The 24,185-nt window shown below is 60.0% G+C and carries 18 protein-coding genes; 13 read left to right on the forward strand and 5 right to left on the reverse strand.

The features are described from left to right. Positions 1 to 5 precede the first annotated feature (5 nt). The 3 genes from pepN (at position 6) to KVG95_RS04800 (ending at position 6,802) form a co-directional block, all read left to right on the forward strand. On the forward strand, positions 6 to 2,663 hold the full coding sequence (pepN, locus tag KVG95_RS04790; RefSeq protein ID WP_217854714.1) for an aminopeptidase N: 2,658 nt from the start codon (positions 6 to 8) through the stop codon (positions 2,661 to 2,663). 658 nt (positions 2,664 to 3,321) lie between these two features. Beyond that, positions 3,322 to 4,389 (forward strand): WD40/YVTN/BNR-like repeat-containing protein, encoded by a 1,068-nt coding sequence (locus tag KVG95_RS04795; RefSeq protein WP_217854715.1) that lies wholly within the window; start codon positions 3,322 to 3,324, stop codon positions 4,387 to 4,389. Between the two features lie 28 nt (positions 4,390 to 4,417). Further along, entirely contained in the window at positions 4,418 to 6,802 is a 2,385-nt protein-coding gene (locus KVG95_RS04800) for an efflux RND transporter permease subunit (protein ID WP_048394525.1), read from the forward strand. A gap of 177 nt (positions 6,803 to 6,979) precedes the next feature. Here KVG95_RS04800 and KVG95_RS04805 read toward each other — a convergent pair whose 3' ends face one another. Then, positions 6,980 to 7,699: a FadR/GntR family transcriptional regulator gene (locus tag KVG95_RS04805; protein ID WP_032835696.1), complete on the reverse strand. Its 720-nt coding sequence runs from the start codon at positions 7,697 to 7,699 to the stop codon at positions 6,980 to 6,982. A 222-nt stretch (positions 7,700 to 7,921) separates the two neighbouring features. Next, positions 7,922 to 9,658: an IlvD/Edd family dehydratase gene (locus KVG95_RS04810; protein WP_217854716.1), complete on the reverse strand. Its 1,737-nt coding sequence runs from the start codon at positions 9,656 to 9,658 to the stop codon at positions 7,922 to 7,924. Positions 9,659 to 9,851: 193 nt separating this feature from the next. Here KVG95_RS04810 and KVG95_RS04815 point away from each other — a divergent pair, with 193 nt between their 5' ends. The 9 genes from KVG95_RS04815 (at position 9,852) to KVG95_RS04850 (ending at position 16,818) form a co-directional block, all read left to right on the forward strand. Then, positions 9,852 to 11,174 (forward strand): MFS transporter, encoded by a 1,323-nt coding sequence (locus KVG95_RS04815; protein ID WP_217854717.1) that lies wholly within the window; start codon positions 9,852 to 9,854, stop codon positions 11,172 to 11,174. Between the two features lie 152 nt (positions 11,175 to 11,326). Then, the gene (gene araD1, locus KVG95_RS04820) at positions 11,327 to 12,319 is read left to right on the forward strand and encodes an AraD1 family protein (protein ID WP_048394521.1); all 993 of its coding nucleotides are present in this window, start codon (positions 11,327 to 11,329) and stop codon (positions 12,317 to 12,319) included. A gap of 10 nt (positions 12,320 to 12,329) precedes the next feature. After that, entirely contained in the window at positions 12,330 to 13,910 is a 1,581-nt protein-coding gene (locus KVG95_RS04825; protein ID WP_217854718.1) for an aldehyde dehydrogenase (NADP(+)), read from the forward strand. A gap of 200 nt (positions 13,911 to 14,110) precedes the next feature. Next, positions 14,111 to 14,407, forward strand: a complete 297-nt coding sequence (locus KVG95_RS04830; RefSeq protein WP_038984082.1) for a DUF5629 family protein — start codon at positions 14,111 to 14,113, stop codon at positions 14,405 to 14,407. Then, positions 14,400 to 15,569: a lactonase family protein gene (locus KVG95_RS04835; RefSeq protein ID WP_048394515.1), complete on the forward strand. Its 1,170-nt coding sequence runs from the start codon at positions 14,400 to 14,402 to the stop codon at positions 15,567 to 15,569. Before KVG95_RS04830 ends, KVG95_RS04835 begins: the two co-directional genes overlap by 8 nt. Positions 15,570 to 15,724: 155 nt before the next feature. Then, a complete protein-coding gene (locus KVG95_RS04840) occupies positions 15,725 to 15,904 on the forward strand; it encodes a hypothetical protein (RefSeq protein WP_007901164.1) in 180 nt (59 codons plus the stop codon). Between the two features lie 206 nt (positions 15,905 to 16,110). Next, entirely contained in the window at positions 16,111 to 16,236 is a 126-nt protein-coding gene (locus KVG95_RS30005) for a hypothetical protein (protein ID WP_264082243.1), read from the forward strand. Between the two features lie 115 nt (positions 16,237 to 16,351). Next, the gene (locus KVG95_RS04845) at positions 16,352 to 16,564 is read left to right on the forward strand and encodes a hypothetical protein (protein ID WP_048394513.1); all 213 of its coding nucleotides are present in this window, start codon (positions 16,352 to 16,354) and stop codon (positions 16,562 to 16,564) included. Continuing rightward, a complete protein-coding gene (locus KVG95_RS04850; protein ID WP_217854719.1) occupies positions 16,561 to 16,818 on the forward strand; it encodes a hypothetical protein in 258 nt (85 codons plus the stop codon). The genes KVG95_RS04845 and KVG95_RS04850 overlap by 4 nt, the downstream gene beginning before the upstream one ends. 19 nt (positions 16,819 to 16,837) lie before the next feature. Here KVG95_RS04850 and KVG95_RS04855 read toward each other — a convergent pair whose 3' ends face one another. Genes KVG95_RS04855 through KVG95_RS04865 form a run of 3 tightly spaced genes read right to left on the reverse strand, consistent with a single transcriptional unit; the run spans position 16,838 to position 22,313 of the window. Beyond that, on the reverse strand, positions 16,838 to 17,434 hold the full coding sequence (locus tag KVG95_RS04855) for a glutathione S-transferase (RefSeq protein WP_217854720.1): 597 nt from the start codon (positions 17,432 to 17,434) through the stop codon (positions 16,838 to 16,840). After that, positions 17,431 to 21,072, reverse strand: coding sequence for an AAA family ATPase (locus tag KVG95_RS04860; protein WP_217854721.1), 3,642 nt, complete (start codon positions 21,070 to 21,072; stop codon positions 17,431 to 17,433). The genes KVG95_RS04855 and KVG95_RS04860 overlap by 4 nt, the downstream gene beginning before the upstream one ends. Beyond that, positions 21,069 to 22,313: an exonuclease SbcCD subunit D C-terminal domain-containing protein gene (locus KVG95_RS04865; protein ID WP_217854722.1), complete on the reverse strand. Its 1,245-nt coding sequence runs from the start codon at positions 22,311 to 22,313 to the stop codon at positions 21,069 to 21,071. The genes KVG95_RS04860 and KVG95_RS04865 overlap by 4 nt, the downstream gene beginning before the upstream one ends. Before the next feature lie 213 nt (positions 22,314 to 22,526). On the opposite strand from KVG95_RS04865, the gene KVG95_RS04870 reads away from it, so the two are divergent. Then, on the forward strand, positions 22,527 to 24,116 hold the full coding sequence (locus tag KVG95_RS04870; RefSeq protein ID WP_217854723.1) for an ABC-F family ATP-binding cassette domain-containing protein: 1,590 nt from the start codon (positions 22,527 to 22,529) through the stop codon (positions 24,114 to 24,116). The last annotated feature ends 69 nt before the right edge of the window (positions 24,117 to 24,185 follow it).

The following is a 24,185-nucleotide window of genomic DNA, read 5'->3' on the forward strand; positions in this document are numbered from 1 at the left end:
CCAGTATGCGCACCGAACAACCGAAGATGATCTACCTGAAGGACTATCAGGCGCCTGAGTACCTGATCGACGAGACGCACCTGACCTTCGAGTTGTTCGAGGACCACAGCCTGGTCCATGCGCAACTGGTGATGCGCCGCAATCCTGAACGTGGCCCGGGCCTGCCGCCGCTGGTGCTGGACGGTCAGCAACTCGAGCTGCTGTCGGTGACATTGGCCGACCGTGAGCTGAGCGCCGCCGACTACCAGTTGACCGAGAATCACCTGACCCTGCAACCGACCGATACAAGCTTCACGGTCGACACCAGCGTCAAGATCCACCCGGAAACCAACACGGCCCTGGAAGGCCTGTACAAATCCGGCACCATGTTCTGCACCCAGTGTGAAGCCGAAGGTTTCCGCAAGATCACCTATTACCTCGACCGCCCGGACGTGATGAGCACGTTCACCACCACGGTGGTTGCTGAGCAGCACAGCTATCCGGTGCTGCTGTCCAACGGCAACCCGATTGCCTCAGGTCCTGGCGAAGACGGCCGGCACTGGGCAACCTGGGAAGACCCGTTCAAGAAACCGGCTTACCTGTTTGCGCTGGTGGCCGGTGACCTGTGGTGCGTCGAAGACACCTTCACCACCATGACCGAGCGCTCCGTGGCGCTGCGCATCTATGTCGAGCCGGAAAACATCGACAAGTGCCAGCACGCCATGAACAGCCTGAAGAAGTCGATGCGCTGGGACGAAGAGGTTTACGGTCGCGAGTACGACCTGGACATCTTCATGATCGTCGCGGTCAACGACTTCAACATGGGCGCCATGGAGAACAAGGGCCTCAACATCTTCAACTCCAGCGCCGTACTGGCCCGCGCCGAAACCGCTACCGACGCCGCGCACCAACGGGTGGAAGCGATCGTTGCCCACGAATACTTCCACAACTGGTCGGGCAACCGCGTGACCTGCCGCGACTGGTTCCAGTTGTCGCTGAAGGAAGGCTTCACCGTGTTCCGCGATTCCGGCTTCTCCGCCGACATGAACTCGGCCACGGTCAAGCGCATCCAGGACGTGGCTTACCTGCGTACCCACCAGTTTGCCGAAGACGCCGGCCCGATGGCTCATGCCGTGCGTCCGGACAGCTTCATCGAGATTTCCAACTTCTACACCCTGACCGTGTACGAAAAGGGCTCGGAAGTGGTCGGCATGATCCACACCTTGCTTGGCGCTGACGGTTTCCGCAAAGGCAGCGACCTGTACTTCGAACGCCATGACGGCCAGGCCGTGACCTGCGACGACTTCATCAAGGCCATGGAAGACGCCAACGGCGTTGACCTGACCCAATTCAAACGCTGGTACAGCCAGGCCGGCACACCACGCTTGGCGGTGAGCGAGTCCTACGACGCCGCAGCGAAAACCTACAGCCTGACCTTCCGCCAGAGCTGCCCGGAAACCCCGGACAAGGTGGAAAAACTGCCGTTCGTGATTCCGGTGGAATTGGGTCTGCTGGACAGCAAGGGCGGCGAAATTGCCCTGCGTCTTGCCGGTGAAACCAGTGCTCAAGGCACCTCGCGGGTTATTTCGGTGACTGAGGCCGAGCAGACCTTCACCTTCATCGACATTGCTGAAAAGCCGCTGCCTTCGTTGCTGCGTGGCTTCTCGGCGCCAGTGAAACTGAGCTTCCCGTACGACCGCGATCAGCTGATGTTCCTGATGCAGCACGACAGCGACGGTTTCAACCGCTGGGATGCCGGTCAGCAATTGTCGGTGCAGGTGCTGCAAGAGTTGATCGAACAGCAACAGAAGGGTGAAACGCTGGTGCTGGATCAGCGTTTGGTTTCTGCGCTGCGTACTGTGCTGTCCGACGATACGCTTGATCAGGCGATGGTCGCCGAGATGCTTTCGCTGCCGGGCGAGGCGTATCTGACCGAGATCAGTGAAGTGGCTGACGTAGACGCCATTCACACGGCCCGCGAGTTTGCCCGTAAGCAATTGGCTGAAGGCTTGTTCGAGGCATTGTGGCTGCGTTATCAGGCCAATCGCGATCTTTCGAAGAAAACGCCGTATGTGGCCGAGGCCGAGCATTTCGCCCGCCGCGCGCTGCAAAACATTGCGCTGTCGTACCTGATGCTCAGCGGCAAGCCGGAAGTCTTGGCGGCGACCCTTGAGCAGTTCGACACCAGCGACAACATGACCGAGCGTCTAACGGCGCTGGCGGTGTTGGTCAACTCGCCGTTCGAAGAACAGAAAGCCACGGCGTTGGCGACCTTCGCCGAACACTTCAAGGACAATCCGCTGGTCATGGATCAGTGGTTCAGCGTTCAGGCCGGCAGCACATTGCCAGGCGGTCTGGAGCGGGTCAAAGCCTTGATGCAACACCCGGCGTTCACGATCAAGAATCCGAACAAGGTGCGGGCACTGATCGGCGCGTTTGCCGGGCAGAACCTGATCAACTTCCACGCGGCCGACGGTTCCGGGTATCGGTTCCTGGCGGATCTGGTGATCGAGTTGAACGGGTTTAACCCGCAGATCGCCTCTCGCCAACTGGCGCCGCTGACTCGCTGGCGCAAATACGACAGCGCTCGTCAGGCGTTGATGAAAGGTGAGCTGGAGCGGATTCGCGCTTCGGGGCAGCTGTCCAGCGATGTGTTTGAAGTGGTCAGCAAAAGCCTGGCCTGAGTTTGGGTTTGCTCCCGCAGGGTTCACTCTGCCCCCTGTCGGAGCGGGCTTGCTCGCGAAGGCGGCCTGATAGCCGACCGGGATTTTTGATGGTGTACATATCCGTTTCTGCGGTCACGGCGGCTGGCGGTTTCGCTCTTACAGCGAGTCCCTTTTCCAAACGCCGAAAAGGAACCAAAAGGCTTTGCCCCTCCATTCGGTGCCTCGCTTAGGCTCGGCATGCCCTCACTCCGGCATTGCTTCGGCGGCGGGCCCACGGAGCAGGACCGGAGCGAGGGCATGCCGAGCCTGGGCGAGGCACCGAACGAAAGGGGCAAAAGCGCTTTGGTTACTTTGGCGCTTTTCCAAAGTGACCCGCTGTAAGAGCGGAACCAATAGCCGCCGTAACCGCAGAAACGGATATGTACACAAAAAAACCAATCACCCCACCTGATACCCAATCATTCACCCCCCACCCCATACCCCTCAGGTTAACAAAACATAACGTGCTGTCGATTGTCAGACCTTTCCAAACCCCGATAGGATAAGCCAGCTTCCGAAGGGGCTCTGGATTGCGGGTTTCAGGACTATGCTCCTGAATAGGTCAATCCCGATGCGCATCCCTTACGGCGCCCTGAAGGGTTGAACGACCTAACAATAATAATGTGGGGGAAGGTCTATGAGTGAGCCTGTCATGGGTGTGAGTATTGGCCGCCCGCCGGCGTTACGCAGGTTCGCGTTGCTGGCTACAGCGCTCTCGCTGTTGGGCTGTACCGTGCTGTCGGCGCCTGCGCTGGCCGCTGCCGCGTCGGCCTCCGACGTGGTTTATTCCGTTGAGTCCGCCAAGGCCAGCAAAGGCCTGATGCTTGATGTCGTACACGCTGGCAAACGCCTGGTGGCGGTCGGCGATCGCGGGCACATTCTGTATTCCGATGACCAGGGCGCGACCTGGACCCAGGCCAAAGTACCGACCCGGCAACTGCTGACGGCGGTGTTTTTTGTCGATGACAAACACGGCTGGGCCGTTGGCCATGACGCGCAGATCCTCGCCAGCGAAGACGGTGGCATCACCTGGACCAAACAATTCGAAGACCTGACACGCGAATCGCCGCTGCTCGACGTCTGGTTCAAGGACGTTAACAGCGGCTTTGCCGTGGGCGCTTACGGTGCCTTGCTGGAAACCACCGATGGCGGTAAAAACTGGGAAAACGTCAGCGATCGCCTCGACAACGAAGACCAGTACCACCTCAATGCCATTGCTGCGGTCAAGGATTTCGGCATTTTCATCGTCGGCGAGCAGGGCAGCATGTTCCGCTCCACCGATGAAGGGCAGACCTGGGAAAGGCTTGAAGGCCCCTATGAAGGCTCGCTGTTCGGTGTGATCGGCACCGCGCAACCGGCCACACTGCTGGCCTATGGGTTGCGCGGCAATCTCTACCGTTCCACGGATTTCGGCAGTACTTGGGAGCAGGTCGAGCTCAAGGCTGCACGCGGCGCACTGGAGTTCGGTCTGTCCGGCGCGACATTGCTCGATGACGGTTCCATCGTGATCGTCGGCAACGGCGGCAGCATTATTCGCAGCACAGACGACGGCGAAACCTTCAGCGTGTTCAACCGTCCGGATCGCATCTCCGTCTCGGCGGTGACTGCGGCAGGCAACGGCAATCTGATTCTGGCTGGGCAGGGTGGCGTTCGCGTCACTTCGCCCACCGGTGCAGAGAATGGAAAAAACGGGTCGTCCAAATGAGCCGGGCAAATAATAAGAAGGCGGGTCTATGACATCCTTAAGCACTCCTCATCAGGACAAGGCGACGTTTCTTGAGCGCCTGATTTTCAACAACCGCCCGGCAGTTATCGTCATCTGCCTGCTGGTCAGTGTTTTCCTGTTCTGGCAGGCGACGTTGATCCGGCCGTCCACCAGTTTCGAAAAAATGATCCCGCTCGAGCATCCGTTCATTGAAAAAATGATGGAGCACCGCAACGATCTGGCGAACCTGGGCAACACGGTGCGGATTTCCGTGGAAGCCACCGACGGCGACATCTTCTCCAAGGAATACATGGAGACCCTGCGTCAGATCAACGACGAGGTGTTTTACATTTCCGGTGTCGACCGTTCCGGCCTCAAATCGTTGTGGAGCCCGAGCGTGCGCTGGACCGAGGTGACGGAGGAGGGCTTCGCCGGTGGTGAAGTGATTCCCCAGAGCTATAACGGCTCCCAGCAAAGCCTCGACCTGCTGCGTAACAACGTGCTCAAGTCCGGGCAAGTCGGGCGTCTGGTGGCCAACGACTTCAAGTCGAGCATCGTCGACATCCCGCTGCTGGAGTCCTACCCGGACCCGCAGGACCAGGGCAAGTTGCTGGCGCTGGATTACCGCAAGTTCTCTCACGAACTTGAAGACAAGATCCGCAACAAGTTCGAAGCCCAGAACCCCAACGTGAAGATCCACATTGTCGGGTTCGCCAAGAAAGTCGGCGACCTGATCGATGGGCTGGTCATGGTGGTAATGTTCTTCGGCGTCGCCTTCGTCATTACCCTGATCCTGCTGTACTGGTTCACTAACTGCATGCGCAGTACCGTGGCGGTTTTGAGCACCACGCTGGTGGCAGTGGTCTGGCAGTTGGGCCTGATGCACTTCTTCGGTTTCGGGCTTGATCCGTATTCGATGCTGGTGCCGTTTCTGATCTTCGCCATCGGGATTTCCCACGGCGTGCAGAAAATCAACGGTATCGCCCTGCAGTCCAGCGAGGCGGAGAACGCGCTGACTGCGGCACGCCGCACATTCCGTCAGCTGTTTCTGCCGGGGATGATCGCAATCCTCGCGGATGCGGTGGGCTTCATCACGCTGTTGATCATCGACATTGGCGTGATTCGTGAGCTGGCCATCGGCGCGTCCATCGGCGTGGCGGTGATCGTGTTCACCAACCTGATCCTGCTGCCGGTGGCGATTTCCTACGTCGGTATCAGCAAACGCGCGGTCGAACGCAGCAAGAAAGATGCGCACCGCGAACATCCGTTCTGGCGTCTGCTGTCGAACTTTGCCAGCCCGAAAGTCGCACCGATTTCCATTGCCCTGGCGCTGATCGCTTTCGGTGGTGGCCTCTGGTACAGCCAGAACCTGAAAATCGGCGACCTCGACCAAGGCGCGCCGGAGCTGCGTCCGGACTCGCGATACAACAAGGACAACAGCTTCATCATCAACAACTACTCCACCAGCTCTGATGTATTGGTGGTGATGGTCAAGACCAAGTCCGAAGGTTGCTCGCGTTATGAGGCTATGGCGCCGATCGACGAGCTGATGTGGAAAATGCAGAACACCGAGGGCGTGCAGTCGGCGATCTCGCTGGTGACCGTGTCCAAGCAGATGATCAAGGGCATGAACGAGGGCAACCTGAAATGGGAAACCCTGTCGCGCAACCCGGACGTGCTGAACAACTCCATCGCCCGCGCCGATGGCCTGTACAACAACAATTGCTCCCTGGCGCCGGTGCTGGTGTTCCTCAACGACCACAAGGCCGAAACCCTGGATCGCGCCGTGCATGCGGTGCAGGACTTCGCCAAGGAGAACAACAAGGAAGGCCTGGAATTCATCCTCGCCGCCGGTAATGCCGGGATCGAGGCGGCCACCAACGAGGTGATCAAACGCTCCGAACTGACCATTCTGATTCTGGTGTACATCTGCGTCGCGACCATGTGCATGATCACCTTCCGTTCCTGGGCGGCGACCTTGTGCATCGTGCTGCCGCTGGTACTGACCTCGGTCCTCGGCAACGCGTTGATGGCCTTCATGGGCATCGGCGTGAAAGTGGCGACCTTGCCGGTGGTGGCGCTTGGGGTGGGGATTGGCGTGGACTACGGGATCTACATCTACAGCCGTCTGGAAAGCTTCCTGCGTGCAGGTCTGCCGCTGCAAGAGGCGTACTACCAGACGCTGAAATCCACCGGTAAGGCCGTGCTGTTCACCGGTCTGTGCCTGGCGATCGGCGTGTGCACCTGGATCTTCTCGGCGATCAAGTTCCAGGCTGACATGGGCCTGATGCTGACCTTCATGCTGCTCTGGAACATGTTCGGCGCGTTGTGGCTGCTGCCAGCGCTGGCACGGTTCCTGATCAAGCCGGAAAAGCTGGCAGGGCAGAAGGGCAACTCGCTGTTTGCTCACTGACCGGTTGCTGAAACAACAAAGCCGCAACCAAGGTTGCGGCTTTTTTATACCTCAAGTTCGACACAGACCCCCTGTGGGAGCGTGCTTGCTCGCGAATGCGGTTGTACATTCAGCATTGATGTCGACTGATACTCCGCCTTCGCGAGCAAGCCCGCTCCCACATTGGATTTGTGGCGGTTATGAGGGATCGGTTCCCAGCACCACATTCAGCGCACTACGCGCATCATCCAGCTGCACCAGCGTCGCATGCCGCGCGCCCAGCGCATCACGATTCTCGATAGCGGTCAGGATCGCCTTGTGCCGTGGCATCGCCAATTCATGCAGATTCGGCCGTTGATTTGAATGCTTCAAGGCTTCGGCAATCGCCACCGACAGCATGTTGCACAGGTTCGCCAGCAAGTCGTTATGAGTCGCGTCGGCGATGCGGCTGTGGAAATCCAGGTCCGGTTGCAATAAGGCTTCAGGCGTCGGTGCCGCTTCCATGCGCTGGTAGGCTTCACCGATGGAGGCGATGTCTTCATCTGTGGCGAACTGCGCGGCCAACGCGGCGGCGGCCGGCTCGATGATGCTGCGCACGCTGGTCAGCAGATCAAAGAATTCATTTTGCGGGCTGCTTTGCATCAGCCAGTGCAGCACGTCCGGGTCGAGCATGTGCCATTCCTTGCGCTGCTTGACCACCGTGCCGACCCGCGGACGGGAATACACCAGGCCCTTGGCGACCAATACGCGAGTGGCTTCGCGCAGCACCGGCCGGCTGACCGCGTATTCCTCGCACAGCAGGGCTTCGGCGGGCAGTTTGTCGTCCGGTTTGAAACGTCCCGAGACGATCTGCATGCCCAGTTCCTGGACGATGCGCGAGTGCATGCTTTTGCGGTCGGAGGGTTTGCGGTAATCCATGGGGAACGGCGCGATCCTGTGCAATGGGGTGCCGCGCATGATAGCAGGCGCGGCGAGGACGGTCGCCAGAGCAAGCGCAGTCCTGAAGCATACGGGGATTAAATGTGGGAGCGGGCTTGCTCGCGAAGGCGGACTATCAGTCAACATCAATGTTGAATGTGATGGCCTCTTCGCGAGCAAGTCGAATCGTCGCACCGCCGCTCCCACATTAGATTGATGGTGTCAGTGAGAATGGCGCGGCACTTCGGACCCTCGGCAACCAACCAGGAAGTCGAAGTCGCAACCCTGATCCGCCTGCAGCACATGGTCGATGTACAGCTGACGATAACCGCCCACGATTAACTGTTGCGGTGGTTGCAGATCCGCCATGCGCGCTGCCAGCTCTGCATCCGGAATGTCCAGGTGCAAACGCCCGTTGGCGCAATCCAGCTCGATCCAGTCGCCTTCCTTCACTGTCGCCAAAGGCCCACCAGCCGCCGCTTCCGGTGCCACATGCAGAACAACAGTGCCGTAAGCGGTGCCGCTCATGCGTGCATCGGAAATCCGCACCATGTCGGTCACGCCCTGGGCCAGCAGCTTGGCCGGTAATCCCATGTTGCCGACTTCGGCCATGCCCGGATAACCCTTCGGCCCGCAGTTTTTCATCACCAGAATCGAATTGGCATCCACGTCCAATTCCGGGTCGTTGATCCGCGCCTTGTACATGTCAAAGTTCTCGAACACCACCGCACGGCCACGATGTTGCATCAATTCGGCACTCGCGGCGGAAGGTTTGAGCACCGCACCGAGTGGCGCCAGATTGCCGCGCAACACACAAATACCGCCGTCGGCGCGGATTGGGTTGTCGAGGGTGCGGATCACTTCGTCCTCGCCGTAGATCGGCGCGTCCTTGGTGTTTTCGCCGATGGTTTTGCCGTTGACGGTGAGGGCATTCGGATTCGGAATCAGGTTGGCTTCGCCGAGGCGACGCAGCACCGCGGGCAAGCCGCCGGCGTAGTAGAACTCTTCCATCAGGAAGCGCCCGGAGGGTTGCAGGTCGACGATGGTTGGCATGCCGCGACCGATGCGGGTCCAGTCATCCAGGTCCAGCTCGACGCCGATGCGCCCGGCGATAGCCTTCAAGTGGATCACCGCGTTGGTTGAACCGCCGATGGCGGCGTTCACCCGAATGGCGTTTTCGAAGGCTTCCTTGGTGAGGATTTTCGACAGTTTCAAATCTTCGCGAACCATCTCCACCGCGCGCATGCCGGACATGTGTGCCAACACATAGCGGCGCGCATCGACCGCCGGAATCGCCGCGTTGTGGGGCAGGGAAGTGCCGAGGGCTTCGGCCATGCAGGCCATGGTCGAGGCCGTGCCCATGGTGTTGCAGGTGCCGGCCGAGCGTGACATGCCGCCCTCGGCCGCGAGGAAATCGTCAATGGTGATGGTGCCCGCCTTGACCTGTTCGCTGAGCTGCCAGACCACCGTGCCCGAGCCGATATCCTTGCCCTTGTGCTTGCCGTTGAGCATCGGCCCACCGGTGACGACGATTGCTGGCACGTCGCAACTGGCCGCGCCCATCAGCAGCGCCGGGGTGGTTTTGTCGCAGCCGGTGAGCAGCACCACGCCATCGATCGGGTTACCGCGAATAGCTTCCTCGACGTCCATGCTCGCCAGGTTGCGGGTGAGCATCGCGGTGGGGCGCAGGTTCGATTCGCCGTTGGAGAACACCGGGAATTCCACTGGGAAGCCGCCGGCTTCGATCACCCCACGCTTGACGTGCTCGGCGATTTGCCGGAAATGCGCGTTGCACGGGGTCAGTTCCGACCAGGTGTTGCAAATGCCGATGATCGGCTTGCCGTGGAACTGATGGTCGGCGATGCCCTGATTCTTCATCCAGCTGCGGTACATGAAGCCGTTCTTGTCGGCGGTGCCAAACCATTGGGCGGAGCGCAGGGTGGGTTTCTTATCAGACATGATCGGTTCTCTTATTGTATGACTATATTGTTCGAGCTACGGCGTAACATAAGCTCAATTTCGGCTGTTTGGAAGTGTTGTTGGTTAAATAGTATTACTATATAGTCGTTTTCAACGGAGGGATGGCCCTGGCGGTTTTCTGCGAGAGGCGTCCCCCGAGGTTCAATAACAACAACAATCGGAGACCGAACTCATGAGCCAGGAACTGCGGCTTATTCGTCGCATCACGCTGAAACTGATTCCCTTCCTGATCCTGCTGTACCTGATCGCCTATGTGGATCGCTCCGCGGTAGGTTTCGCCAAGCTGCACATGGGCGCCGACATCGGCCTGGGTGACGCGGCTTATGGCCTGGGTGCCGGGCTGTTCTTCATTGGTTATTTCCTGCTGGAAATCCCCAGCAACCTGATGCTCGACCGCTTCGGCGCCCGGCGCTGGTTCGCGCGGATCATGGTCACCTGGGGCGCTATCACCATCGGCATGGCGTTCGTCCAGGGACCGAACAGCTTCTATGTGATGCGCTTTCTGCTCGGCGCGGCCGAAGCCGGGTTCTTCCCGGGCGTTCTGTACTACATCACCCAATGGTTCCCGATCCGCCATCGCGGCAAGATCCTCGGGTTGTTCATCCTTTCCCAACCCATCGCGATGATGATCACCGGCCCGGTGTCCGGCGGCTTGCTTGGCATGGATGGCATTCTTGGGCTGCACGGCTGGCAGTGGCTGTTCATCGTCATCGGTACTCCCGCGATCCTGCTGACCTGGCCAGTGCTGCGTTACCTGCCGGACGGCCCGCAACAGGTGAAATGGATGGATCAGTCTGAGAAAGACTGGCTGACCGGCGAGCTGAAAAAGGACCTGGAGGTGTACGGCCAGACCCGCCACGGCAATCCACTGCACGCGCTGAAGGACAAACGCGTGTTGCTGCTGGCGCTGTTCTATCTGCCGGTGACCCTGAGCATCTACGGTCTCGGTTTGTGGTTGCCGACGTTGATCAAGCAGTTCGGTGGCACTGATCTGGTGACCGGTTTCGTGTCATCGGTGCCGTACATCTTCGGGATCATCGGTTTGCTGATTATTCCGCGCAGTTCTGATCGCTTGAATGATCGCTACGGTCATTTGGCGGTGCTGTATGTGTTGGGCGCCATCGGTCTGTTCCTCAGCGCCTGGCTGACGGTGCCGGTGCTGCAATTGGCGGCACTGTGCCTGGTGGCGTTCGCGCTGTTTTCCTGCACCGCGGTGTTCTGGACCTTGCCGGGTCGCTTCTTCGCCGGCGCCAGTGCGGCGGCGGGGATCGCGTTGATCAACTCGGTGGGCAACCTCGGCGGCTACATCGGTCCGTTCGTGATCGGTGCGTTGAAGGAATACACCGGCAATCTGGCGTCGGGGTTGTACTTCCTGTCCTGCGTGATGGTGTTCGGCCTGGTGCTGACGGGTGTGGTTTATCGGTTGCTGGAGCGTAAGCATGTGCTGCCGGCCGATGAGTTTGCGGCCAGTGCGCGTGGGGCTACCCGTATCTGAGGTCAACACAATTCAAATGTGGGAGCGGGCTTGCTCGCGAAGGCGTCGTGTCAGTCACCAGTGATGTTGAATGTGATGGCCTCTTCGCGAGCAAGCCCGCTCCCACATGGGTCCTGCGTTGTTTTGAAGTTTTGCGTCAACAGGAGAAAATCATGCGTTTAGTTCAGTTCGAATTGAGTAACGGCGAACGCCGTGTCGGCGTGGTCGAGGACGGCCTGGTGCGCGAGGTGCAGGATGCGCGCTCGGTGCGGGATCTGGCGCTGGCGGCGATCGAGGCGGGGGGCAATCTTGAGCAACAGGTTCAAACCCTGGGGTTGGGCATCAGCCACGACTATTCAACGCTGCTGGCCAATCTGCAAATCCTCCCGCCGCTGGATCACCCGGACCCGGCGCACATGCTGGTCAGCGGCACCGGCCTGACCCATTTGGGCAGCGCTTCGGCCCGGGACAAAATGCATCAGCAGGTCGGTGACGAAACCGCGATGACCGACACCATGCGCATCTTCAAGTGGGGCGTGGAGGGCGGTAAACCCGCGACTGGCCAGGCCGGCGTGCAACCGGAGTGGTTCTACAAGGGCGATGGCAGTATCGTCGTGCGACCGGGCAAGCCGTTCCCGCTGCCGCCGTTTGCCGAAGATGCCGGGGAGGAACCCGAGCTCAGCGGTCTCTATGTAATCGGCCACGACGGCAAACCGTATCGCCTCGGTTTCGCGGTAGGTAACGAGTTCTCCGACCATGTGATGGAGCGCAAGAATTACCTCTACCTGGCCCATTCGAAATTGCGCAGTTGCAGCTATGGCCCGGAGCTTCGGGTCGGCGAATTGCCCCAGCATCTGGCCGGTACCAGCCGCATCCTGCGCGATGGTGAAGTGCTGTGGCAGAACGAGTTCCTCAGCGGCGAAGCGAACATGTGCCACAGCCTGGAAAACCTCGAGTACCACCATTTCAAATACAGCCAGTTCCTGCGCCCCGGTGACGTGCACATTCACTTCTTCGGCACCGCGACCCTGTCTTTCGCTGACGGCATCCGCACCCAACCGGGTGATGTGTTCGAGATCAGTCAGGCCGAGTTCGGCGCGCCCTTGATCAACGGCATTGAACCCGTTGAAGCGGCATTCGAACCCGGCACCGTCGGCACACTTTAAGGAGACACCCATGACCCGGATTCTTGGTCACAACTACATTGGCGGTCAGCGCAGCGCTACCGGTACCGTCAAACTCCAGAGCGTCGACGCCAGCACTGGCGAGGCTTTGCCTCACGATTTCTATCAGGCCACCCTTGAAGAAGTCGACGCCGCCGCGAAGGCTGCCGCCGCTGCTTACCCGGCCTATCGCAGCCTGAGCGCTGAGCGACGTGCGCAATTCCTCGATGCGATAGCCGATGAGCTGGACGCGCTGGGCGATGACTTTGTCGCCGTGGTCTGCCGCGAAACCGCGTTGCCGGCGGGCCGTATTCAAGGTGAGCGTGGTCGCACCAGCGGCCAGATGCGTCTGTTTGCCAAGGTCCTTCGTCGCGGTGATTTCTATGGGGCGCGGATTGATCGCGCGCTGCCTGAACGTACGCCATTGCCGCGTCCGGATCTGCGTCAGTACCGCATCGGCCTCGGGCCGGTCGCTGTGTTTGGCGCGAGTAACTTTCCGTTGGCGTTTTCCACGGCGGGCGGCGACACCGCTTCGGCATTGGCCGCCGGTTGCCCGGTAGTGTTCAAAGCCCACAGTGGCCACATGGCAACCGCCGAGTGGGTGGCCGACGCGGTGATCCGCGCCGCCGAGACAACGTCGATGCCGGCCGGTGTGTTCAACATGATTTACGGCGGCGGGGTGGGTGAAGCGCTGGTCAAGCACCCGGCGATTCAGGCGGTCGGTTTTACCGGCTCACTGAAGGGTGGTCGTGCGCTGTGCGACATGGCCGCGGCACGTGCGCAGCCGATTCCGGTGTTTGCCGAGATGTCGAGCATCAACCCGGTGATCGTGTTGCCTCAAGCGTTGGAAACTCGCGCTGAAAGCGTTGCCCGTGACCTTACGGCTTCGGTGGTGCAGGGTTGTGGTCAGTTCTGTACCAATCCGGGGTTAGTGATCGGCATTCGTTCGCCGCAGTTCAGTGCGTTCGTGCAGCAGGTGGCGGGGCTGATTGGCGATCAACCGGCGCAAACCATGCTCAATGCCGGTACGTTGAGCAGCTATGGCAAAGGCCTGCAGAAGCTCCTTGCGCATCCGAAAATTGAGCATTTGGCCGGCAACCCGCAACAAGGCAATCAGGCGCAGCCGCAATTGTTCAAGGCAGAGGTGAGCCTGTTGCTCGATGGCGATGAAGTGCTGCAAGAGGAAGTGTTCGGCCCGACCACGGTGTTCGTCGAAGTGGCGGATCAGGCGCAACTCAGTGCCGCGTTGAACGGCCTGCATGGGCAGCTGACGGCAACGATCATCGGTGAGCCAACGGACTTCGAACAGTTCGGCGAGCTGACGGCGTTGCTGGAGCAGAAGGTCGGGCGGATTCTGCTCAATGGCTATCCGACTGGCGTGGAAGTCTGCGACTCAATGGTCCATGGCGGGCCGTACCCGGCGACATCCGATGCGCGCGGCACCTCGGTGGGCACCCTGGCCATCGACCGTTTCCTGCGCCCGGTGTGCTTCCAGAACTACCCCGACAGCCTGCTGCCGGAAGTGCTGAAAAATGGCAATCCGCTGCGCATCCAGCGCCTGGTCGATGGCAAGTCATCGCGCGACGCGCTCTAACGGCTGATCACCATCCCTGTGGGAGCGAGCCTGCTCGCGATAGCAATCTGACAGTCACTGCGATGTTAGATGTGCCACCGTCTTCGCGAGCAGGCTCGCTCCCACATGTGTTCGGTGTCGTGTGCGAGTGTTGTGACCGACACGAGTCCGCTTCCACATTGAGCTATCATTGCCTCTTTCCCATTCAAAGATTGACTGCCATGACTGCCGTAAACGACACCTTGATCAACGCCCTCGAACACTGCGACATGCTGGAGATCGACGGCCTGCACGCGTTCGACTTCTCCCTCGATGAAGACGATAACCTGCACATCGAATGCATGGACGGTCGGGCGCTCAAGCGCTGGGAGTTCAGCGTGGCGCAGATCGCGGCGGCAACGTTTGATCCCGACTTGAAGAGCTGGATCATTACCGGCGATTCCGGCGAGCACCGGTTGGTGCCCATGGAAGCATTCGGCGGTGGTGACGACGAGGACGAAACGAATGAGGATGCGTAACTTCTGGCCACTGTTGATGGCCGGCAGCGTCGGCGCGATGGGCGTGCAGGCGGCACCGGCCGACAGTTACGAGTTGCTGGTGGGCTCCTACACCGCCGGCCAGAGCCAGGGGATTTATCGCCTGAGCTTCGACAGCCGTACCGGGCAGATCGACGCCAAACCCCTGCAAGTGGTGAAGAGCGCCAACCCGTCCTGGCTCGCCGTGTCCAAGGACCAACAGCGCCTGTTCGCGGTCAACGAAAACGGCCCGGGGCAGGCCGATCCGGTAGGGCGTGTCAGCAGTTATGCGATTGATCCAAAGACCCATGAATTGAGCCTGATCAGTCAGGCGCAAACCCTGGGCAACGAGCCGACGCACTCGAGCGTCAGCGGCGACGCCAGTCACGTGTTTGTCAGCAACTACTCGGTGGCTGAAGACCCGGGCGGCACCTTGGCGGTGTTGCCGGTGGGCACCGATGGCACACTCAAACCGGTGGTGCAGATGAGCAGTCATCAGGCCAGCCGGGTCAACCCCGAGCGACAGAAGTCGGCGCATGTGCATTCGGTGATTTCATCCCCGGATGGCCAATACGTGTTTTCCAACGACCTGGGGGCGGACAAGATCTTTGTCTATCGCTTCGATCCCAAGGCCAACCCGGAGCTGCCATTGACCGCCGCCAAACCTGCGTCCGTCCAGTTGCCACCCGGTAGCGGGCCGCGACACTTGCTGTTCAGCGCCGATGGCAAGCACGCCTGGCTGACCATGGAAATGAGCGCGCAGGTCGCGGTGTTCGAATACCGCGATGGCAAGCTTGAGCAAACGCAGTTGGTCGATCTGGCGGCGGGCCTGCCGACATCGGGCAAGGCTGCGGCTGCGCTTCACGCCTCGGCCGATGGCAAGTTCCTTTATGTCAGCAACCGTGGCACCGCCAATCAGTTGCTGGTGTTCGCCATCGACCCGGCGACCGGGCACCTCAAGGAGCTTCAGCGTCGCTCCGTGGACGGTGATCACCCGCGCGAGTTCAGCCTCGATCCGAGTGGCAAGTTCGTGCTGATTGCCAACCAGAAGAGCAACCAGATTGTCGTCGTCGAGCGCGATGCCAAGACCGGTCTGTTGGGTAAAACCGTGCAGAAACTGCCGATGGATGCCCCGAGCGATCTCAAGTTCCTGGTGCGTCAATAGACCGCAGGCCCCGGTTGATGGGGCCTGCAACCTTCTATTAATGAGACTGATATCGGCTAATGCTACAAAGCATTTCAAGGCGCCGACCCTTGGGAGTTAAGTTTGCTTCACGGCCCCACCGGGCAAGCAAGCCAACTTAATCGAGGAATACCGCCATGAACTTCAATCTCTTCTCTGTCATCGCCGCTTCCGCTATCTCCGCCACTGTTGCACTGCCTGCCAGCGCCAACGTTGAAATCAGCGACAAAAAATCCCACGCCCAAAGCTATACCCAGAAATACCTGCAACAGAGCGCCAACTTCTACGCCGCGCTGGATCACAAAACCCAACACTGAAATATAAAGCCCTGCACCTTTTATGCAGGAGCGAAGTCACTTGCCGATCGAGTTGTAAGTATCGAAAAGCGCCGAAGTGATGTCGCTCCTGCATAACGCGTTTACGACAGTATCATATTGCTATCAATGTATTGATTGATATCACATAGCCATTAGTTTAGATTTGACGCTGATTTTTTGACTCCTTCCCTAAAAGGATCGACAGCATGGCGATGCGTCTGGCAGTGGTTCTCCTGTTTCTCTATTCCACCCCGATTCTGTCGGCCGCCGAGCCCGTTCCCAACGAGCCGGATGCGGCCCGTGAGCGCTTGATGAGCTTTATCGAGGACTGAAACACGCTGGGTTCATGATCAATAAAACTGATAGCTACTATGTATAAAGGTCGCTAGTTATCTTCTGTTTTTTGATCGATTCTGTGGGCACTGAAACATGCCCACGGAGAACACCATGGCCAGCGCAATCATCACTTCTGCCAAATACGGCGCCTACCTGGCCATCGGTCTTTACGTGGCCATGGTGTTGGTCGTCAGCCTTTCGACTCAATCGCAACAAAGCCATCAAGCACCGATCCAGGTCGCTTATCCCGCCATTCAATTTGAACACCGCGCGCAAAACGTAACGGTCGATCACGTTGACGTCGCGGGAGTGGTGGGGGCATGAAAGGACGCAAACTCTGGGTCATCGCCTTCCTGGCGTTCATGACCAATGGAGCTTCTTTGTTGGGGATCGGGCAGGGCTCGGCGGGGTCGGTGGCGCGGGCCATCGAATGCAACCACAACATCGCCCACAACATTCAGATGGCCAAGGCCTTGGGGTTGCTGGTGGGCAATCCGCCGATCAAACCCAATGGCGGATTCTTCGGGCCGTTCCAGGTGGATTGCTCGGCGTTGGGGATGTGCTCGGTATTGGCATGAATCGCCGTAGGGGGCTCGGTTATTTCTTCATTATTGATGTGAACAGATCTGACTCGATGAAGCGCTGCAACCATGCCTGTAACCGCACATAAGGCGTCTGCCCGAACCACTCGCGATCCACGTGGGCGAATTGCCGCACGAACGGCATCAGGGCGATATCCGCCAGGCTCGGGTGCTCGGCCAACAGATAGTCGCGCCCCTCCAGTAATGTATCCAGCTTGCGCAAGAACACCTCGCCCTCTGACCGGTAAAACTCCATCGGCTGCTCGGGATAACGCTCGGCGTACTTGTAGCGATTCAGATGCACCTTGAACACTTGATCGTTCTCTTCAATCAACGCGGCGCTGTGTTCCTGTCCTTGGTGATCATCCTTGAGCAACCAGCCCTGCGGATCGTTCTGCGCCAATGCCCAGTGCATGATTTCCAGGCTTTCATCGATCACCCGCCCATCCACACTCAGCACAGGCACCGTGCCTTTGCTCGACAGCGCGAGCATTTCGGCAGGTTTGGCCTTGAGGCTGACCTCGACGATCTGCACCGCAACCCCCGAATAGCGCAGCGCCATGCGTGCGCGCATGGCGTAGGGGCAGCGGCGGAACGAATACAGCGTATTCATTTCACCTCCAGCGTACTCAGGCCGTTGCCTTGGCGGTGGACCTGAATCTGTACCGGAATCCGTTCATGCATTTCCTGCACGTGGGAAATTACCGCGACCTTGCGTCCCTGCGCTTGCAGACCGTCGAGGGCGTCCATGGCCAGTTGCAGGGATTCTGGATCGAGACTGCCGAAGCCTTCGTCGATGAACAACGATTCGATTTTCAGCGTGCTCGAAGCCATTGACGCCAAACCGAGCGCCAGGGCCAGCGACACTAGGAACGTCTCGCCGCCGGACAGCGAATGCACCGAGCGCAGTTCATCGCCCATCTCGGTGTCCATCACCAATAACCCGAGCATGCTGCCGCCACGTTTCAAACGATAGCGCCGCACCAGTTGCCGCAACTGGACGTTGGCGTGATGCACCAGCAAATCGAGATTGTAGGCCTGGGCGATTTTGCGGAAGGTGTCGCCGGTGGCCGAACCGATCAATGCATTAAGCCGCGCCCAGCGCTGATACTCGGTGTAGGCGTCGGCGATCTGCTGCGCCAGGGCCTGATTGGCATTCTGTCGACGCTGATCCTCGGCCTGTTCGGCGCGCAATTCGGCGCAGCGATGTTCGCTGGCGGCGAACAGGTTTTGCAGCTCGGCGAGCGTCGAGGCCAGTTGTTCGGCATCGAGATTGCCGTTGTGCTGCGCCTGATGATCGAGCAAGCGTTGATCGCGCTCCTGCAAAAGCACCTTGGCTTGCTCGATGGCTTTTTCGCTCTGCTGCAAGCGTTGACGTAGTTCGCTGACGTGTTGGTCGTCGACGCTCAACAGATCTTCCAGTCCACCGTCGTCCAGCTCCGGGTGCTGTGCGCGCCAGTCGGCGATCCTGCCGCTCAGCTCGCGATCTTCAGTTTCCAGGGCCTGCGAACGTTCCTGCTGCGCTTTGAGTTCAGCGGCCAGTTGCACCAACCGCGTGCGCACGGTTTGCAATTGCTGATTGGCCGTCGCTTCGGCAGTGCGCGCTTGCTCGACGGCCTGATCCAGTTGCTGCTGCCACTGTTCGGCGCTGGCATGTTCGCCCAGCAGTTGCGTCAGTTTTTCCTGGCAAGCCTGTTGCTGCCCGGCCAACGCCGTGAACTGTTGTTGCGCGGCGTCCAACTGCTGGGTGCGGGTCTGCTGTTGGTACTGTTCTTTCTCCAGCGTCTGCTGGCGTTGTTGCTGTTCGCCGAGTTCTTCGCGCTGCTGGTCAAGTTGTTGCAGGCGCTGGGCGATCTGCCGGTCGAGCTGTATGAAGGTCGCGGCGGGTTCGTTGCGCAAGGACTCGAGCGTGTCGGCCGGGAGCAGGGTGCTGAACGCCGCCAGTTCATCGTCCAGGCGTTTACTATCGCTGCTCAACTCGCGTTGCTGGTTGAGCAGGTGTTGTGTTGCCTGTTGGTTCGCCGCTTCGGCGCTGCGCAGTTGCTGTGCAAGACGTGCGGCATCCTGTTGCAGGGTGAGCAGGGCGGTTTGCCGTTGTTCGTCCTGCGTGATGCTCTGGTTCAACTGGCTGCTTTGTTGCGTTAGCCAGGTATCGCGTTTGCTTTCGTCCTGGGCCAACAGTTGCGCGGACAGCGGGTGCGCTTCCAGGCTTGGCGTCAGGCCTTGTTGCTGAGCCGCGAGCTGTTCTTGCTGTTGCAGCAATTCCTTTTGCTGAGCAATCAAACCGCCCACTTCGGCGCGCAGATCGGTGAGTTTTTCCTTGAGCAGGTCGACGGCTTTCTGGGCGTTGGCCTGTTCGCTTTCATCATGGCGACCGAGGCTTTGCAGCAGAGCTTCGGGCTGATGATAAGGATGGTCCGGGCTGCCACAAACCGGGCACGGCTGATCGTCCTGCAACTGCGCGCGCAGTTCTTCGACGCTGGCACTGCGCGCCAGGCGCTGACGCTCAAGCAGTTCGCGGGTGACGGTCAGGGTCTGTTCGGCGACGCTCAGTTCGGCCTTGGTCTTCACGCCGTCCTGGGTCAGACGATCGCGGTCTTGCTGAGCGGCGAGTTGCCGCTGCTGAAGCTCGGCACCGCGTTTGTCCAGTTCCTGCTGGCTGGCCCACAGTCGTGTCAGCTCTTCAAAGGCCCGCAGTTGCTTGCGGTTGTCCTGCAGCAGGCTGCCGAGAATCTGAATCTGCTCAGCCACCGCTTCAGGTTCGGCGCCGGCCTCTTTGTACAGCACCTCAAGACTCTGGCGCTGGGTGGCCAGTTCCTCGGCAGCGCGGGCGGCGCTTTGCTCCAGAGCGGCCAGTTCGGCCTGGCCCTTGTTCAGGCGATTACCGATCAGCATCAGTTGTTGCAGACGATCGCGGTAGGCGTTCCAGGCATCGCTCAACGGCGCCAGATGAGTGCTTTGCTCAAGCTCACCGGCAATCCGCTGCAACCGTTCGGCGACCTGTTTCTGTTGGTCGAGCAAACCCTGAATCGTGCCCTGACCCTGAGTGCAGGCTTGTTCCGCCTGCTGCTTGAGGTCGGCACTGAGGCTGGCATCCTTGACCAGGCGGGCGAGGGTGCTTTGCTCTTCGAAGGCCTGGCGCAGCAGTGGCGCGCTGGAGGTGTGTTGGCTTTGCGCGTGGGTCAGCGCCGTTTGGGCAGTGCTCAGGCTCTGTTCAAGTTGAGTCTGTCGCTCGGTCAGCTCGCTTTGCTGTTGCGTGTGTTGCTGAATCTGCGCCGCCAGCGGGGTGAGCTGGGCGGTGAGTTCGGTCTTGCGTGCAAACTGATGCCGTTGCGGCGCCAATTGTTCCAGACGGGTCAGCTTCAAGCGCTCGCCGGCCAGGCTGTTCCAGTGTTGCTGGGCGGAGTGCAGTTGCTCGGCGGCGCTCTGTTGCGCGTCCTGCAACTGGCGCAGGTCCTTGAGCCAGGTGTGTTGCAACTCCAACTGTTTGAGCTGCGCCTGTTGGGTCTTGAGTTGCTGCTGAGCGTCGTTGAAACGCTCATCGAGTTCGGCCCGGGCTTCCGGCGACAGCGGCGTAACTCCGGTAGCCTGATCCTGCAGCAACTTATGGGCTTCGCGAGCTTCTTTGGTCTTGTCGAAAGCCCGACGACCGAGGCGGGTGTAGAGCGCCGTATCGGTGAGCTTTTCCAGCAGTTCGCTGCGGTCGTTGTCGTCCGCCTTGAGGAAGGCGCTGAACTCGCTCTGAGCCAGCATGACGGCGCGGGTGAACTGTTCGAAGTTCAGGCCCAGCGCGGCTTCAAGCTGAGCTTTGTATTCGCCTTTCTGACTGGCCAGCAGTTGATCCTGATCGATGTCGCGCAGGCTCTGGCGACTGGCTTGCAGCTTGCCGCCGGCCTTCTCCCGGGCGCGATTGGCCTCCCAGCGCGCGCGATAGCGACGACCGTCGATGCCGACGAAATCCACTTCCGCATAACCTTCACCGGTGCCACGACGCAGCAGGGTGCGTGGGTCGCCGGTGCCGATTTCGCCATCGGCATCCGGGACCTTGGCGTCGCGGCCGGTGTTGTTCAGGCGCGGTACGGCGCCAAACAGCGCCAGGCACAGGGCGTCGAGCAGCGTGCTTTTGCCGGCACCGGTCGGCCCGGTGATCGCGAACAGACCGGCACTGGCCAAGGGCTCCGTGGTGAAGTCGATTTCAAACGGCCCGGCCAGGGAGGCGAGGTTTTTCAGGCGGATCGCGAGAATCTTCATGGCTGTTCGCTCTCCATCTGCACGTCTTGCAACAGCTCGGCGAAGTCCTTGAGCGTTTGCTCGTCGACCTCGCTGCCGTAGTTGTCCTGCCACGCGCGGCTGAACAGTTCCTGGGGCGAAAGCTGATCCAGTTCGATCAAGGTTGTGCCGTCATCGATGCCGTCGCGGCTGCCATTGCCGGCGTATTCGGCGGCAATCCGCACCAGCCGCACGGCTTTGCCTTGCAACTCCGTTTCCACTTGATGGCGCAGGTCCGGTTGCGGTTCGTCGAGACGGACCCGCACTTCCAGCCACGGCTGACGCTGGATATCGGCGAGCAGGTCGATGTTGGGCAGATCGGCCAGTTGCAGCAGGATCTCCGCCAACGGCGCGGAGCCGAGTCGTTGCAAGTGGACGGAACGCGGAATCAGACGCGGTTCGACGCTGACCAATGTTTCGCCATCGAGCTGAATGTCGAGGATCTGATGCTGGTAATTGATCTCGGAGAACGACAACGGAATCGGCGAGCCGCAATAGCGAATCCGCTCTTCACCATTGACCTTCTGCGGCTTGTGCAAATGCCCGAGAGCGACGTAGCTGATGCTCGGCCCGAACAGGCTGGCGGGCAGGGCTTCGGCGTTGCCAATGATCAGGCTGCGCTCGGAATCTTCCGAAACCGAACCGCCAGCCATGTGCGCATGGCTGATGGCGATCAGCGCCTGGCCCGGCTTGCGCTTGGCGTTGGCCGCTTCGATCAGCCATTCATGAACCTGGCCGATGCCGCGCAAATAGTTATCGCCTAAATGCGCGCCGGTCACTTCGGCGGGGCGCAGGAACGGCAGCGCCAGGCACCAGGCGGCAACTTCGCCGCTGGCATCAGGCAACGGCAACAACAGGCGCTCGGCATCCAGTTGACCGTCATCGAGCCACAGCACGCGACCGAGGGCGTGAGTGCGCAAGCGCCGCATCAACGGCGCGGGCAGTTCGATTCGCGAGCCGGAGTCATGGTTGCCGGCGATCATCACGATGGTCAGCAACGGCTGCTGCTCATGGGCGCTGACGATGAAATCGTAGAGGCGTTCCTGGGCTTTGACCGGCGGGTTGACCGTGTCAAAGATATCGCCGGCGATCAGCAGCACATCGGGCTGATCCAGCTTCAGCTGACGCAGCAGCCAGTCAAGAAAGCAGGCGTGCTCGAAATCGCGCTCCTGGCCGTGCAGGTTCTGCCCAAGGTGCCAGTCGGAGGTGTGAAACAGACGCAAGGCGTACTCCGTAGGAAATAAGGTGATGGCCGCGAGGAAAATGGTGGCGGCTAAAGGGAGGAGAGTTTACTGGCAAAACACTGGGGATGCTGAATACCCTGAAAGATTGCCTATCGATTGGATGGGGCCTCAGTATGGTAGATGGCGGGCCGAAGTGACGAGGCGGACGCTGTTGCGCAGTACCAGGGAGTTTTGAATATTTAAGGAGATGTCATGACCCAACGGTTACTTCAACTTGATCATGTGTCATTCAACCTGCCCGACGGGCGCGTTCTGTTAGATGACTTGAACCACACCTTCAGCGCCAGGGGCACCGGTATCGTGGGTGCCAATGGTTGTGGCAAGTCCTTGCTTGGCCGGCTTCTGACGGGGGAACAGCTGCCCACTACCGGAATCGTCCGTCGCGAAGGTCGGGTTTACGCCGTGGCGCAGTTACTGGAACCCGAGCGCTATCCCAGCGTTGCCGCGCTGGCCGGGGTCGACCATATTCTGGCGGCGCTGGATCGCATTGCCCAAGGCAGCGTCGAAGATCACGACCATTCGCTGGCGGTTGATCAGTGGGATTGCGCTACACGCCTTGAGGCGGAGCTGGAGCAGATCGGTCTGGGTCATTTGAATGCCGACGCGCGCACCGACGCCCTCAGTGGTGGCGAACGGCAACGGGTGGCGCTGCTGGGGGCGTGGTTATCCAGGGCAGACTGGCTCATTCTGGATGAGCCCAGCAACCACCTGGATATTGATCAGCAACACAAACTTGCGCAGCAGATCGCTCGCTGGCCCAACGGCCTGGTGTTGATCAGCCACGACCGGGGCCTTCTGGAGCACGTGAACGAAATTGTCGAGCTTTCACCCTTGGGGCTGGCGGTTTATGGCGGCAACTACAGTCAGTATGCGGCGGCACGCGAGCAAGAACAGCAGTCGTTCCAGTCGGCGTTGCAAGGGGAGCGGGCGCAGGCCAAGCGCGAGCAACGTGAGATGGCCGTGCAGATGGAGCGTCAGCAACGGCGTAATGCCCGCGGCGACCGTCAGGCCCGTGACGGCAATCAGACCAAGCTGATTACCAACGCCCAGAAAGAGCGTAGTGAAAACAGTCAGGGAAAATTGCGCCTCAATCAACAGGTGGCCCGGGAGCAGCAACAACAACGTATCGCCGAGGCCCGTGCGCGGTGCGCTCCGGACATTCAACGCATGATGTTGTCTCCGGAAAGCGTAGTGCCCAATGGCAAGCTGATTGTGCAGCTCAACGACGTCATTCTCCCGTTCGGTTACGCGGCGCCGGTCAATCTGACGCTGACCGGGCCTATGCGCATGGCAATCCTGGGAGCGAACGGCAGCGGCAAGTCGACCCTGCTGCGAGTGATCGCCGGCCAACTGCCGGTGCGCGAAGGCGAACTCATCCGCAGTTGCCATGTTGGCTGGCTGGATCAACACGCCGGATTACAGTACCCCGAACGCACCGCGGTGCAATGGCTCTACGAGAGTAATCCAGAGTTGCCCGAAGCCGAGGCGCGAACCCGGTTGGCGCAGATGGGCATTGATGCGGATCGTGCGACGCTCGAGACCTGCCAGTTGAGCGGCGGCGAACGCCTGAAAATAGCGCTGGCTGCGCAGTTATATGCACAGCGACCACCGCAATTGCTATTGCTGGACGAGCCGGACAACCATTTGGACTTGCCCAGTCGAATTGCGCTGGAGCAGATGCTGAATCAATACCAAGGGGCATTGATCGTAGTCTCCCACGACAGCGCTTTTTTACAGGCCATTCATCTGGACGCCGAGTTCCATCTCAAAAGCCAGGGTTGACCGTGTCAGGGCAGAAAGGATCGCAGCCTTCGGCAGCTCCACATTGGAATGGCGTACACCCGTAGGAGC

Source organism: Pseudomonas farris (assembly GCF_019145235.1).
GTDB lineage: Bacteria > Pseudomonadota > Gammaproteobacteria > Pseudomonadales > Pseudomonadaceae > Aquipseudomonas > Aquipseudomonas farris.

Coding starts and splice junctions, on each gene's coding strand:
- KVG95_RS04825 (WP_217854718.1), top strand. CDS start 12,330: ATGACCCGGATTCTTGGTCACAACTACATTGGCGGTCAGCGCAGCGCT.
- KVG95_RS04830 (WP_038984082.1), top strand. CDS start 14,111: ATGACTGCCGTAAACGACACCTTGATCAACGCCCTCGAACACTGCGAC.
- KVG95_RS04850 (WP_217854719.1), top strand. CDS start 16,561: ATGAAAGGACGCAAACTCTGGGTCATCGCCTTCCTGGCGTTCATGACC.
- KVG95_RS04810 (WP_217854716.1), bottom strand. CDS start 9,658: ATGTCTGATAAGAAACCCACCCTGCGCTCCGCCCAATGGTTTGGCACC.
- KVG95_RS04815 (WP_217854717.1), top strand. CDS start 9,852: ATGAGCCAGGAACTGCGGCTTATTCGTCGCATCACGCTGAAACTGATT.
- KVG95_RS30005 (WP_264082243.1), top strand. CDS start 16,111: ATGGCGATGCGTCTGGCAGTGGTTCTCCTGTTTCTCTATTCCACCCCG.
- pepN (WP_217854714.1), top strand. CDS start 6: ATGCGCACCGAACAACCGAAGATGATCTACCTGAAGGACTATCAGGCG.
- KVG95_RS04855 (WP_217854720.1), bottom strand. CDS start 17,434: ATGAATACGCTGTATTCGTTCCGCCGCTGCCCCTACGCCATGCGCGCA.
- KVG95_RS04845 (WP_048394513.1), top strand. CDS start 16,352: ATGGCCAGCGCAATCATCACTTCTGCCAAATACGGCGCCTACCTGGCC.
- KVG95_RS04840 (WP_007901164.1), top strand. CDS start 15,725: ATGAACTTCAATCTCTTCTCTGTCATCGCCGCTTCCGCTATCTCCGCC.
- KVG95_RS04795 (WP_217854715.1), top strand. CDS start 3,322: ATGAGTGAGCCTGTCATGGGTGTGAGTATTGGCCGCCCGCCGGCGTTA.
- KVG95_RS04860 (WP_217854721.1), bottom strand. CDS start 21,072: ATGAAGATTCTCGCGATCCGCCTGAAAAACCTCGCCTCCCTGGCCGGG.
- KVG95_RS04805 (WP_032835696.1), bottom strand. CDS start 7,699: ATGGATTACCGCAAACCCTCCGACCGCAAAAGCATGCACTCGCGCATC.
- KVG95_RS04870 (WP_217854723.1), top strand. CDS start 22,527: ATGACCCAACGGTTACTTCAACTTGATCATGTGTCATTCAACCTGCCC.
- KVG95_RS04800 (WP_048394525.1), top strand. CDS start 4,418: ATGACATCCTTAAGCACTCCTCATCAGGACAAGGCGACGTTTCTTGAG.
- araD1 (WP_048394521.1), top strand. CDS start 11,327: ATGCGTTTAGTTCAGTTCGAATTGAGTAACGGCGAACGCCGTGTCGGC.
- KVG95_RS04835 (WP_048394515.1), top strand. CDS start 14,400: ATGCGTAACTTCTGGCCACTGTTGATGGCCGGCAGCGTCGGCGCGATG.